Raw genomic sequence first — 12871 nt, 5'->3', positions numbered from 1 at the left:
GGACGGGGCCTTGTCGGAGCCGGTGTGCGTCAGCGGTTCGCCGGGGTGTTGGCGGCCTTGACGTTGACCGCGGTCCAGGCCCGGTCGACGGTCCGGTACTCGGTGCTCGTCGCGCCGTACAGGTCCCTGGCCGCGTTCAGCGTCGCCACACGGGCGTCGTGGAAGTCGGTGGTGGAGACCATGTACCGGGTCAGGGCGCGGTAGAAGACGGCCGTGGCCTTGGCGCGGCCGATGCCCTTGACGGCGCCGCCGTCGTAGGTCGGGGAGTCGTAGGAGACGCCGCCGATCTTCTTCTTGCCGCTGCCCTCCGCCAGGAGGTAGTAGGCGTGCGAGGAGACGCCGGAACCGGCGTGCACCTCGGTGTTGTACGTCGCCTTCGACCAGTAGTCGACGGTGCCCTCCAGCTTGTCCAGGGAGGGGTGGTCGAGGCGGCGCAGGAACTTCTGCTTCAGGCCCAGCTTCTCGCCCAGCAGGTAGTTCGGCGGGTTCTTCGCGTTGTTGGCGTAGAACTCCACGTTGGACCCGAAGATGTCGGCGAGGGACTCGTTGAGCGAGCCGGGTTCGCCGTACTGGTTGCCGTAGCGGTCGACGTAGGTCGCCTCCAGCTTGGCGGTGGCGTCGACCACGCCGTGGGTCAGCTCGTGGCCGGTGACGTCGAGGACGACCAGCGGCTTCTTGATCATGTCGTCGCCGTCGCCGTACAGCATGCAGCCGCAGGCCGGGTCCCAGAAGGCGTTGCCGACCCCGCGGCCCCAGTGGACCATCGCGCGGGCGGCGGTGCCCTTGTTGGTGATGCCCGCGCGGTTGAAGGTCCCCTTGTAGAAGTCCAGGGTCTTGGTGATGCCGAACTGGGCGTCCGCGGCCGCGCTGTTGCGGTTGCTGGTGCTGCCGTTGCCCCAGGTGTTGGCGGTGCCGGTGATCGCGCTGCCGCTGCCGAAGGTCTCGGTGTACTTGCCCTTGGCGTCCCGCGTCTCGGTGTTGTGCCTGGTCGGATCCTTGAGCTGGAAGTGGCCGCGCGAGGTCTGCGTGGTGGTCAGCGGGACACTGCCCACGAACAGGGTCTTGCCGGTGCCGCGCGCGGTGGCCGGGTAGCCCGAGGCACCCGCGGTGATGCCCGCGACGAGGCCCGGGGCGGCCGGGGCGGAGGTGGACGGGGTGACCGTCTCGCCGCGCGCCCGCAGCGCCTTGCGGAGCTTCGGCGACAGGAACTCGTCCGCGTCCGGGGTGTTGCTGCGGACCTCGCCGGTGACGGCGTCCACGACGACCGTGCGCGAGCCGCTCGCGCCGTCCAGGGCACTGCCGGTGACGGTGACCTGGTAGGCGAGCGCGGTGTCGCCGTCGCGCGCGTCGACGACGAGTTCGGCGCTCCCGGCATCGCCCTGGGCGGCGTCGGCCGCCTTGGCGGCTGCCTGCCGGGCGGTGATCCGGGCGTCGGAGGCGTCGGCCTGTACGGACTGGCCGGCCGCGGTGGTCACGCCGGTGTAGGCGAGCTGCCGGTCGAGGTGGACGACGAGGTCGCCGCCGAGCACCGGCATGCCGCCGTGGGCGCGCTGGAAGCGGACGTGGCGCCCGCCCTCGGGGTCGAACATCACGTCCTGCGTGCGGAGTTCGTCACCCGTGCCGACCCCGGAGGCGTCGGCGTGGGCGAAGGCGGCCGCGCGGGCGGCGTTCACCACGGGGGCGGTCCGGGCGGCGGTCCTGACGCCTTCGGCGGCCGTGCGGGCCGTCGACGGCGCGGGGCGGGCGAAGGCCGTGCCGGCCAGGCCCGTGGCCGCCGTCGCCACCGCGACGGCGACGGCCACACTGCGTATGTGCGGTCTGCGCACCAGGGGAGGTTCCTTCGTTCGACAGCGGCCGGACGCGCCGGCCGCCGTGACACATGGCGCCGTTGGGCAGCCATCGGGGCAGGCGGGTCGCGCCCCGAGGGTTCACCCTTTCGGATGAGTCATGGCCACGTAAAGAAGGAATGATCCATTTCGCTGCTCTCCAGGACAATCCTTTGCCCAAAGGGCGCCCTGGAGTGATCGGCGGGTGGCCGACTGTGTGTCGACTGGGGAGACGCGGCGTCAATCCCCTAGGTTCCAGGCCGGAATGTGACGGAAGTCGCATCAACGACGGTGTGGACGGGAGTGGTGACCTGATGGTCTCGGCAGCGGTGGGCAGGGGTGCGGTACTCGGGGCGGTGGCGCTGTCGCTCCTCGTGGTCCCGGCACAGGCGGCGACCGGGGAGAAGGGCGCGGCGGCCGCGCTTCCCGCGCCCGACACGGCGGGCGTGGACGGCGTGCTGCGCACGGTCCGTACGCAGGGCGCGCCGGCCGCGCTGGCCCGGATCGACGACCAGGGCCGCAGTCATCTGATCAGCCGGGGCGTGGCCGACCGGGGCACCGGCCGCGCGGCGAGCACGGCCGACCGGTTCCGCATCGGCAGCGTGACCAAGACGTTCTCCTCGGTCGTCCTCCTCCAGCTCGCCGACGAGGGCAAGCTGGACCTGGACGCCCCGGTCAACCGGTATCTGCCGAAGCTGCTGCCGAGCGATGCCATCACGGTGCGGCATGTGCTGAGCCACCGCAGCGGTCTGTACGACTACACCAACGACATGTTCGCCCAGAGCGTCTCGGGCTTCGAGGCCGTACGGAAGAAGGTGTTCACCTACCCCCAGCTGGTCGCGCTCTCCCTGAAGAAGCCGCGCGTCAACGCGCCCGGCGCGGCCTACTCCTACTCCAACACCAACTTCGTGGTCGCGGGCATGCTCATCGAGAAGATCACCGGACGCCCCGTCAAGGAGGCGTACCAGAACCGGATCACAGGGCCGCTGAAGCTGCGGGACACCTTCTACGTCCACCCCGACACCAAGATCCCCGGCCGGTTCGCGCGCGGCTATCTGACCCCGGACCGGGCCGGTGACCCGCTGGTCGACGCGACCGGGCAGACCGTGTCCTGGGCGCAGAGCGCGGGCGCCGTCATCTCCACCGCCAAGGACCTCAACACCTTCCTCGCGGCGCTGCTCGGCGGCAAGCTGCTCTCCGCCGCCGGGCTCACGCAGATGGAGCGCTTCACCAAGGTGGACGCGACCACCGCGTACGGCCTCGGCCTGCGCCGCCGGGACCTGTCCTGCGGGGTCTCGGTGTACGGGCACACGGGCGCGGTGCAGGGCTACTACACGTACGCGTTCGCCACGAAGGACGGCAAGCGCGCGCTGACGGCGGTGGCCACCACCTCCAACAACGGCAAGGTCCTCAACGCGCTCGCGGGCGCCCTGGAACCGGCGTTCTGCGGGAAGAGCGCCAAGCAGCGGCGCGGTGCGGCACTGGTGGAGCGCAACGCGGACATCGCCCCGGCCCCGGCGCGCTGAGCCCGCCGTCCCGGACGGCCCGTCAGGTCCGCGATCTTGGCGGAACGGTTCCGTCCGGGACACCATGCGCTCATGAAGGGTGACCTCTTTTCCAGTGAGCACATGGTCCGTCCGGCCGTCGAGCCGGGGATGACGATCGAGAACGGCAAGTGCGTCAAGTACGCGGTGGACGGTGAGATGCTCGCCCGCCAGGGCGCGATGATCGCCCACCGGGGCAGCCTCCAGTTCGAGCGCAAGGGCCAGGGCGTGGGCGGCATGCTCAAGCGCGCGGTGACCGGCGAGGGGCTGCCGCTGATGGTGGTGCGCGGACGGGGTGAGGCGTGGTTCGCGCACGAGGCGCAGAACTGTTTCATCGTCGAGGTGGAGCCCGGCGACCAGTTCACCGTCAACGGCCGCAATGTGCTGTGTTTCGACGCCTCGCTGTCGTACGAGATCAAGACGGTGAAGGGCTCCGGCATCGCGGGCGGCGGCCTGTTCAACAGCGTGTTCAGCGGGCACGGCAGACTGGGCCTGATCTGCGAGGGCAACCCGCTGGTGATCCCGGTCTCGGAGCAGACGCCGGTGTACGTCGACACGGACGCGGTGGTCGGCTGGACCGCACAGCTGCGGACCTCGCTGCACCGCTCGCAGTCCATAGGGTCCATGCTGCGGGGCGGTTCGGGCGAGGCGGTGCAGCTGATGCTCCAGGGCGAGGGCGTCGTGGTGGTCCGGCCGAGCGAGGCCACGCCCCAGAAGCCCCAACAGCACTGATTCCGTACGGGGGTTTCCCGCGCCACCCGGAGTGATCCGCGTCGCACGGGCAACCCCCGTCGCCGTACCCGCGTCTTGCCCCACGACCGACCACGCCCCGGCCCCCCGCTGGACCGGGGCGATTCCCCCGCGTGCTATACGCGTCGCGTATACACGTGGTGTATAGAAGGGTTCACATGTACGGCAAGGCTTCCGCCCCGGAGTACCAGGGCGCCCTGACCACCCTGTCCGTCAATTCCTCGCTGACCGATGTGCTGGCCGAGGGCACCGAGCGGCTGCGTGAGGCCGAACGGGCCGGGCACCCCGCCGAGGTGGCCCGCTGCGGTCTCGCGGTGGCCGAGGCGCACCGGCGGCTCGGCAGCACGGCGGAGGCGGACCGTGCGTGGAAGGCCAGTTACCGGGCGGCCCGTACGGCCCAGGACACCGCGGCGATGGCCTGGGCGCTGTGGAGCGGGGGCACGCTGGCCCGGCAGCGCGGGGCGTTCCCGCTGGCCTGGCGGCTGCTGGGGCTGGCGGCCGAACTCGGCGAGCGCGGCGGCGACATCGTGGTCCGGGGCTACTCGCTGGCAGGGCTCGCGGAGACCGGGCGCATCCAGGGCGACTACGCGGCGGTCGGCCGGCTGCACGAACAGCTGCTGGCCGAGGCCCGCAGGCGCGGGGAGGCCCGGCACACGGTGTGGGCGCTGGAGGGCATCGCGCAGATGCACCGCAACACCGGCGACTTCGACCGGGCGTACGCGCTGTTCGAGGAGGCGGCGGAGATAGCCGAGCGGGCCGACGACCGGCGTGGCCACGCCTGGGCGCTGCGCGGTCTCGCGGACATCCTCTCGGCGCGCGACGAGGACACCGGCCGGGCGCTGGAGCTGCTGTCGCGGGCGGAGGAGACGTGCCGGTCGATGAACCTGTCCAGCGCGCTCGCCTACAACCACAAGATGCGCGGCAACGTCCTCTACCGGGCCGGGCGTCACGAGGAGGCGCGCGACCTGTACGGCCTGGCGCTGTCCGAGTTCCGCACGATGGACGAGCCCCGGGGCGAGGCGCTGTCCCGCCTCGGTCTGGCCAAGTCCCTGGCCCGACTGGGCCGCGACCCGGAGGAGACGGCGGCCGAACTGGCCGACCTGGCCGTGGTGTTGGAGCGGTCAGGGCTGCGGCACGCGCGGGAGATGGTGGCGCGGGCGCAGGCCGAGTTCGTGACCGAGGCGGAGGGTGCCCGGTGACGGCGGTGTTCCGCGCCGAGCGGATGCCGGCGACCCACGTCCTGCATGCGTCACGCGAGTTGGCGCGGCCCGCGCTGCGGGAGGCGATCGCCGGGCTGCACCCGTGGCTGGCCGAGATGGCCGCGTACTCCTTCGGCTGGTGCGACGGCACGGAGGCGGGCGGCAAGGGGGTGCGGCAGGCGCTGGCGGTGCTCGGGGCGCGGGCGGTCGGCGCGGATGCCGGGGCGGGGGTGCCGGGGGCGGTCGCGGTGGAGCTGGTGCACGTCTTCTCGCTGCTGCACGACGACATCATGGACGGCGACGTGACCCGTCGCGGCCGCCCCGCGCTGTGGAAGGCGTACGGCACGGGTCCCGCCGTACTCGCCGGGGACGCCCTGTTCGCGCTGGCGGTCGGCACCCTGGCCGACGTGCCGGGCGGGGTCCGGCTGCTCTCCGGCGCGCTGGCCGACCTGATGCGGGGGCAGGCCGACGACCTGCTGTTCGCCTCCCGCCCCTGGACCGGCCCGGAGGCGGTGACGCCCGAGGAGTACCGGGTGATGGCGGAGGGCAAGACGGGGGCGCTGCTGGGCTGTTCGCTCGCGCTCGGCGCGCTGCTGGGCGGGGCTCCGCGCCCGGTCGTCGCCGCGCTGGACCGGGCCGGACGGCACGCGGGGGTCGCCTTCCAGCTCGCGGACGACGTGCTGGGCATCTGGGGGCGCCCCGAGGTCACCGGCAAGCCGGTGGGCGGGGACCTGCGCGAGGGCAAGAAGACGTACCCGGTGCTGACCGCGCTCGCCTCGCCCGAGGGCAACCGCCTGCGCGGCCTGCTGCGGGCGCCGGGCCGCGCGGCGGAGGCGGTGGCGCTCATCGAGGCGGCGGGCGGCCGTACGGCGGCCCTGTCCGAGGCCCGCGCGCACATGGCGGCCGCCCGGACGCTGCTCGACGGGCTGCCGCTGGAGGCGGGCGCGGCGGGTGAGCTGGTCGCCCTGCTGGACTCCCTCGCGGACCGCGAACGATGAGACGGCCCGCACTCGTCCCTCCTGCCGGGCTGTGGCGAAACATCGCCTATCGGGCCATATAGGCTGCCCCCGGTGCCCGGCCGGCCGGGCAACCGCACCATCGAGCCCCCGTACGCAGGAGAGCCATCCGTGACCCTGGCCATCGACCCCGCCGAGACGACCGCCGCCGCCCCGGCGCCCCTGTCCGACCTCGTGGCGCGTGACGCCCGCGAGTTCGGGGTGTACGCGCGCACCGGCGGCTGGGCCTTCGCGCTGATGGTGGCGCGCAGTGTGCGGCCGGGCGGGCAGGCGGCCGGGGAGACCCCGAAGGTGTCCGCGAAGGAGTTCGCGGAGCTGGCGGAGTGCTCGCCCGAGCGGGTCATGCGCTACTACCGGGCCTGGGACCGGGCCGCCGACGACGGCCTGGTCCCGCAGTTCGAGACGCTTCAGCCGGGCCAGGAGGTCGAACTCCCGGACTCCGACGCGTGGTTGAGCTACTACTCCGCCCGCAGCAGCGCCACCTCCGAGCGGGGCACCGCCATCGCGGAGGCCGCCGCGGCCGAGGGCATCCGCCCGACCAAGGCGCTGGAGGTGGCCGAGAACCCGACCGCGCTGCGCGCCGCCATCCTGGCCGACCCCTCCACCGCCCGCGCGGCCCGCTCCGCCCTGCTGGACCGGATCAAGGAGGACCCCGAACTCCAGGCAGAGCTGGCCCGGGACGTGGTGCGCACCGACGACCTGAAGAAGGCCGTCGCCACCGAGAGCCGGGCCGCCGACAAGATCGGCTACGTCCGGCAGATCGCGGAGTCCGGGCAGATCAGGACCCCGGCGGGCCAGACCGTCGACGCACCCCTCGAACTGCGCGAGGAGGCCGAGCGTCACCTCTCGCTGATCGACGAGCTGGAGGAGGACGAGGACACCGGCGAGTGGGCTGTCGAGGCGTACGACACGCTGAAGACGCTGGTCGCCGACACCGTCGAGGCCGATCCGGAGCTGCGCGTCCAGGAGCGGCGCACCCGGTTCTACGGCAGCCTCCAGAAGGCGACGCGGGCCTTCGAGGAGCTGACCTTCGACGACGCCCAGGACTTCTACGAGGACGACATGGTCCGTCGCCTGGAGGAGTTGCAGCAGGCGATCGGCTCCTGCCTCACCGCGCTGCGCGGCGCCGTGGGAGACAAGCCCTAGGGATGCCCGGTGGGGGCATGAGTACCGGTACTCATGCCCCGCGCGCCGGGCGCCCTGACGATGGGGCTGCCACGTCGCCCACTCTCTGGAGCCCGCCATGACCGCAGTCCACCCCGACCGGCCGTCCGTCCGCCGCCCGGTGCCGCCCGCCGTGTTCGCCGGCGTGGCCGCCGTGGGCCTGGCCGTGTCCGCGTGGGGCGCGCGGGACCGTGCGACATGGTTCCTGGAGACCTTCTGGGTGCTGCTCGGGCTGCCGCTGGTGGTGCTCCTGTGGCGGCGCTTCCCGCTCACCGGGCTCCTGTGCGCTCTGCTCACCGCGCACGCCCTGGTGCTGGCGGTCGGCGGCCACTACACCTACGCGCAGGTGCCGGCGGGTGACTGGGTGCGGGACACCTTCCAGCTGGCCCGCAATCCGTACGACCGGTTCGGGCATCTGATGCAGGGGTTCGTCCCGGCGATCCTGGTGCGCGAACTGCTCACCCGTACCTCGCCGCTGCGTGGCAGCCGCTGGCTGGCCCCGCTGACGGTGTGCGCCTGCCTGGCCTTCAGCGCCTGCTTCGAGCTGCTGGAGTGGCTGGCGGCGGTGATCGGCGGGCACGGCGCGGACGCCTTCCTCGCCACCCAGGGCGATGTCTGGGACACCCAGTGGGACATGTTCTGCGCCCTGATCGGCGCCGTGCTGTCGCTGCTGCTGCTCAGCCGGGTCCACGACCGCTCACTGGCGGCCCTGGAGGCCCGTACCAACATCAGTCGTTAGTCGTCCTCGGGGTCGGTGTGCTGTCGCCTGGCCCACATGGGCAGGCCGTACCAGCAGATCAGGTACCAGCCGACGACGGACCCGACCAGCCATGGCACATAGCCGTTGTGAGTGGCCACCCGAAGGATCAGCAGCAGCGAGCAGGCCATGGTGGCCAGGAGCAGCACCAGGCCGACGAAGGTGAGCGCCCCGGCCAGCCGCACCGCCTGCGGCTTCACCCGGCGCCCGGAGACCAGGCGGTGCAGCGAGACCGGTCCGATGAGGGCGCCGGTCGCGCAGGCACCCAGGACGACGGTGACGATGTAGATGAGCTGATCGGTGCTGGACAGTTGAGCGTACTTCGGCTGGAAGACCACGGTGAGCAGGAACCCGAACAGGATCTGGACGCCGGTCTGCGCGACGCGTACCTCCTGGATCAGCTCGCCCCACTTGCGGTCGGCCCGCTCTTCCGCTGTCTCGTCCCGCCCCCTGCGCGGTGCCTCCTCGGTCATGCGATCCAATTAACCGCGCAAACGTTCCTTCAAACCGGTCACCTGTCCGGGCGGACCCTGCTGCTCACACGAAGTAGTGGCCCTCGTCCAGGTCGGCGAGCAGTCCCGGCCCGTCGGGGCGCCAGCCGAGCCGTTCGCGGGTCAGGGCGCTGGAGGTGGGGTTGTCCACCCCGGCGAACCGGCCGAGGAACCCGAAGTGCTCCCCCGCCCGCTCCGGCGGCACGCTCACCACGGGCACGTCCAGGTGCCGGCCGATGACCTCCGCGAGGTCCCGGAACGGCACACCCTCGTCGGCGGCCGCGTGCCACCGCGTGCCCGCCGGGGCCTGCTCCAGCACGAGCCGGAACAGCCGGGCGGCGTCGAGCCGGTGAACTCCGGGCCAGCGGTTGGCGCCGTCCCCGACGTAGCCTGCGGCCCCCTTCTCGCGGGCGATCCGGATGAGGTGCGGTACGAAGCCGTGGTCACCGCGCCCGTGCACGGAGGGCGCGAGCCGCACCACGGAGCCGCGCACACCCTGCCCGGCGAGCGCGACGGCGGCCTCCTCGGACGGCGTGCGGTGGGTCCCCGGCGCGGGCGCGTCGGTCTCGACGGCAAGGCGGCCCGCCGGGGCGATCGCGGTGCCCGAGGTGACCACGAGCGGCCGCCCCGAGCCCGCCAGCGCGGCGCCCATCGCCTCGATGGCCCGCAGGTCGGTGGCGCCGGCCGCGTCGAAGTCGGTGAAGTCGTGGACGAAGGCCAGGTGGATCACGCCGTCGGCGCCGTCCGCCGCGCGGGCCAGGCCCTCGGGTTCCTCCAGGCCACCCCGGAACACTTCGGCGCCCGCCTCCTTCAGCGCGGCCGCGCCGTCGTCCGAACGGGCGAGGCCGACGACCTCGTGCCCGGCGCCGATCAGTTCGGGCACCACGGCGGAGCCGATGAACCCGGTGGCCCCGGTGACGAAAACACGCATGGTGACGCTCTCCTCGGATGGTCGGTGGAAGTGCCTCCATCGTCGGCCGGGCGGAACGCACGCGTCCAAGGCTTCTTTCGCATGGCGCAATACGTTCCGGGCATCACCGCAGGCTGGGTGATGTGCCGGGAGCCGTACGCTGGAAGGCATGTCCGACTTCGCGGATCTCGATCTCCGGCTGGTCCGGTACTTCACGGCCGTCGCCGAGCACCGGCACTTCGGCCGCGCGGCCGCCGCCCTGCACATCACACAGCCCTCGCTGAGCCGTCAGGTACGGCGGCTGGAGCGGGAACTGGGTGTCGAACTGCTGGACCGCACCCCGCAGGGCACCCGGCTCACCGAGGCGGGCGAGGTCTTCCTGCCGCGCGCCGAGGCGCTCCTGCGGGCCGCCCGGCAAGCGGCGACCGAGGCACGGGCCGCCGCCGAGCCCAGCCGGATCACCATCGGCTACACCACGGGAGTACTGGTCACCCCGGCCGTACGGGAACTGCGGCGCCGCTTCCCGGACGCGGACGTGCGCACCGCGCATCTGCGCTGGCACGAGACGCGGGAGGCGCTGCTCGGCCACCGGGTGGACGCCCTGGTGGCCCGGCTGCCGTTCGCCACCGACGGGCTGCGGGTGAGCGTGCTCTACGACGAGCCGCGCGTGGTGGTGGTCCCGCTGGACCACCGGCTCGCGGGCAAGGAGTCGGTCACGGTGGACGACATCGCCGACGAGCCCCTCCCCCGCGTCCCGGACCCGCTGTGGGACGCGTTCTGGCGGATCGACCCGCGCCCGGACGGACGCCCCGCGCCGGACGGGCCGTTCATCGGGGACATCGAGGACAAGTTCGAACTGGTCGCGTCGGGACAGGCGCTGGCCATCGCGGCGGCCGCGCCGGGCATGCCGGCGCGGCCCGATCTGACCGCGATCCCGCTGCGCGGTGTCGAGCCGTGCCATGTCGCGCTGGCCACCCGCGCGGGCGACAGCGGCCGCCTGCTCGCCGCGTTCCGGCGTTGCGCGCAGGCGCTGCTGACCGGCCCCGAGGGGTGAGTCAGGGCGTCAACTGCGCCTGGACGAGCGGTCCGTAGCGGTCGGCCACCTCGTCCGGGCCGCTCTCGCGCAGGTGGGGGCCGCGGGCGATGCCGTACATGACGCCGACCCCGATGAGCGCCGCCACGGCCAGCTCGGCGCGCAGGGCCGCGTCGGAACCGGTGAGCCGGGCGGCGAGGCGGTCGGTGACCTGGGCGCGGAAGTTGGCGCGCAGGATGTCGCCGCGGTCGCCGTGCAGCGGGGCGAAGGCGATGCGCAGCAGCGGGTCGGCGCCCCGGTCCCGCTGGCTGGCCAGGACGTGCCGGACCATGTGCCGTCCGAGGTCGGCGAGGGGCGCGTCGAGGAGGTCGTCGGCATCGGCGTCGAAGGACATGACGCGGGCGAACAGGGCGTCCTTGTTGCCGAAGTACTTCAGCACCAGCGGCGGGCTGACCCCGGCCCGGTCGGCGACGGCCTTGAGGGTGATGTCGGCGTGCGCGTGCCGGGCCAGGAGGTGCCGGGCGGCCTTGAGGATGGCCGCCTTGGTGGCCTCGGCGTCGCGGCGCGCGGGGGCGGAGGCGGTGGTCACGCCTCCTCCAGGGCGCGGGCCCCCTGGGTGGCGCCTTCGGCGCGGCGGGCGCTGCCGGGGGTGCTGTCGCCGGGGATGGTGAGCGCGGCCGCGCAGGCGGCGAGCGCGACGGCGCCGGCCATGCCGAACGCCAGCAGATAGCCGTGCAGGGTGGGCACCGGTATGCCGGCGACGAGGCTGGTGTGGTGGACCAGCACGGCGGCGACGGCGGCGCTGGAGACGGCCTGGCCGATGGTCCGCATCAGGACGTTGACGCCGTTGGCGGAGGCGGTCTGGGCGGCCGGCACGGCGCGCAGGATCAGCGTGGGCAGCGCGGAGTAGGCGAGGGTGGTGCCGGTGGCCACCACGGTCGCCCCGAGGATGATCATCCACAGGTCACGGCTGTCGGCGATGCGCAGCGCGTATCCGCAGGCGATGACGGCGGCGCCGAGCGCGAGGGTGATCCTGGGCCCGCGCCTGGCGGAGATCCGGGCGGACAGTGGCGAGAAGAGCAGCATGGTGACGCCGCCGGGCAGCAGGCACAGTCCGGTGGCGACGATGGACAGCCCGAGCCCGTATCCGCTGGCCTTCGGCGCCTGGACGAGCTGGGCGGTGACGAGCGAGTTGGCGTAGAACGCGAAGCCGGTGAGCAGGGCCGCCACATGGGACAGGCCCACCCTGGGCCGGGTCACCAGCCGCAGGTCCACCAAAGGCCGGGCGCTCCGCAACTGATGGCACCACCACAGGGCGAGCACGACGACGAAGGCGGCGAAGAGCCCGATGACGGCGGGGCTCCCCCAGCCCCACTGGCCGCCCTGGGACACGGCGAGCAGCAGGGACACCAGCGCGGCGGCCAGGCCCAGCGCGCCGACCACGTCGAACCGGCCGGGCTCGCGTACGGGCGACTCCCTGACCGCCCACCAGGTGGCCGCGACCCCGAGCGCGCCGAGGGCGCTGGTCAGCCAGAACATGGTGTGCCAGTCGGCGTACTGCACGACGAGCGCGGCCAGTGGCAGGCCGAGCGCGGCGCCGATGCCGACGGTGGAGCTCATCAGCGCCACCGCCGATCCGCGCCGCTGGGGCGGGAGTTCGTCGCGCAGGATGCTGATGGCCAGCGGGACGACGGAGGCGGCGGCGCCTTGGAGCGCGCGGGCGGTGATGAGCACGGTGATGTCGGAGGACAGGGCGCACAGCACCGAGCCGACGGTCATCAGGGCGAGCGCGGAGGTCAGTACCCGGCGCTTGCCGTACATGTCACCGGCGCGGCCGAGCACGGGGGTGAGCACGGCGCCGGAGAGCAGGGTGGCGGTGACCATCCAGGAGACGGCGGCCGGTGACGATCCGGTGAGCCGGGGCAGGTCGGGCAGGAGCGGGACGACCACGGTCTGCATGACGGCCATGAGGATGCCGCCCGACGCCAGCACGGGGATGGTGAGGCGTTCCCGCAGCCGGGGCGGCGCCGCGAGGGTGCCGGGCGGCTCGGGTATGGGGGCGGAGGGGCCCATCGACGCTCCTGCGGGTGAATGTGCGTGACTGGTGAATAGCCATTCACTCTATCCAGTGAATGGCTATTCACCAACATTTACCCGTGTCCTGAGCTGGGGTGCAGGGGG

12 protein-coding genes are annotated in these 12871 nt (G+C 73.1%); 7 read left to right on the top strand and 5 right to left on the bottom strand.

What is annotated here, in order from left to right:
• Positions 1-29: 29 nt before the first annotated feature.
• Positions 30-1826, bottom strand: a complete 1797-nt coding sequence (locus tag ACIGA3_RS15950) for a M4 family metallopeptidase (RefSeq protein WP_399715296.1) — start codon at positions 1824-1826, stop codon at positions 30-32.
• Positions 1827-2140: 314 nt separating this feature from the next.
• On the opposite strand from ACIGA3_RS15950, the gene ACIGA3_RS15945 reads away from it, so the two are divergent.
• The 6 genes from ACIGA3_RS15945 to ACIGA3_RS15920 all read left to right on the top strand — a co-directional run bounded on the left by ACIGA3_RS15945 (position 2141) and on the right by ACIGA3_RS15920 (position 8238).
• Entirely contained in the window at positions 2141-3352 is a 1212-nt protein-coding gene (locus ACIGA3_RS15945) for a serine hydrolase domain-containing protein (protein ID WP_399715294.1), read from the top strand.
• A 72-nt stretch (positions 3353-3424) separates the two neighbouring features.
• Positions 3425-4102 carry an AIM24 family protein gene (locus ACIGA3_RS15940; protein ID WP_399715292.1) on the top strand — a complete coding sequence of 226 codons (678 nt, stop codon included), beginning with the start codon at positions 3425-3427 and terminating at the stop codon, positions 4100-4102.
• A 176-nt stretch (positions 4103-4278) separates the two neighbouring features.
• A complete protein-coding gene (locus ACIGA3_RS15935; protein WP_399715290.1) occupies positions 4279-5319 on the top strand; it encodes a tetratricopeptide repeat protein in 1041 nt (346 codons plus the stop codon).
• Positions 5316-6317 carry a polyprenyl synthetase family protein gene (locus ACIGA3_RS15930; protein ID WP_399715288.1) on the top strand — a complete coding sequence of 334 codons (1002 nt, stop codon included), beginning with the start codon at positions 5316-5318 and terminating at the stop codon, positions 6315-6317. The genes ACIGA3_RS15935 and ACIGA3_RS15930 overlap by 4 nt, the downstream gene beginning before the upstream one ends.
• 129 nt (positions 6318-6446) lie before the next feature.
• Positions 6447-7481, top strand: a complete 1035-nt coding sequence (locus tag ACIGA3_RS15925; RefSeq protein WP_399715286.1) for a hypothetical protein — start codon at positions 6447-6449, stop codon at positions 7479-7481.
• A gap of 97 nt (positions 7482-7578) precedes the next feature.
• Positions 7579-8238, top strand: coding sequence for a DUF2238 domain-containing protein (locus ACIGA3_RS15920; protein ID WP_399715284.1), 660 nt, complete (start codon positions 7579-7581; stop codon positions 8236-8238).
• Here the strand turns inward: ACIGA3_RS15920 and ACIGA3_RS15915 are convergent.
• On the bottom strand, positions 8235-8729 hold the full coding sequence (locus tag ACIGA3_RS15915) for a DUF6328 family protein (RefSeq protein ID WP_399715282.1): 495 nt from the start codon (positions 8727-8729) through the stop codon (positions 8235-8237). The two genes, ACIGA3_RS15920 and ACIGA3_RS15915, sit on opposite strands and share 4 nt — an antisense overlap.
• Positions 8730-8793: 64 nt before the next feature.
• The gene (locus tag ACIGA3_RS15910) at positions 8794-9678 is read right to left on the bottom strand and encodes an SDR family oxidoreductase (protein WP_399715279.1); all 885 of its coding nucleotides are present in this window, start codon (positions 9676-9678) and stop codon (positions 8794-8796) included.
• Positions 9679-9826: 148 nt separating this feature from the next.
• On the opposite strand from ACIGA3_RS15910, the gene ACIGA3_RS15905 reads away from it, so the two are divergent.
• Positions 9827-10711, top strand: a complete 885-nt coding sequence (locus tag ACIGA3_RS15905; RefSeq protein WP_399715277.1) for a LysR family transcriptional regulator — start codon at positions 9827-9829, stop codon at positions 10709-10711.
• Position 10712: 1 nt separating this feature from the next.
• Here the strand turns inward: ACIGA3_RS15905 and ACIGA3_RS15900 are convergent, their stop codons facing one another.
• Positions 10713-11279 (bottom strand): TetR family transcriptional regulator, encoded by a 567-nt coding sequence (locus ACIGA3_RS15900; RefSeq protein ID WP_399715275.1) that lies wholly within the window; start codon positions 11277-11279, stop codon positions 10713-10715.
• Positions 11276-12763: an MFS transporter gene (locus ACIGA3_RS15895; protein ID WP_399715273.1), complete on the bottom strand. Its 1488-nt coding sequence runs from the start codon at positions 12761-12763 to the stop codon at positions 11276-11278. Before ACIGA3_RS15895 ends, ACIGA3_RS15900 begins: the two co-directional genes overlap by 4 nt.
• Positions 12764-12871 lie beyond the last annotated feature (108 nt).

The sequence above is a fragment of the Streptomyces sp. NPDC085596 genome (assembly GCF_044541565.1).
GTDB lineage: Bacteria > Actinomycetota > Actinomycetes > Streptomycetales > Streptomycetaceae > Streptomyces.
Note: the sequence above shows the minus strand (reverse complement) of the source record. Positions and strands in the feature narration are given on the sequence as shown.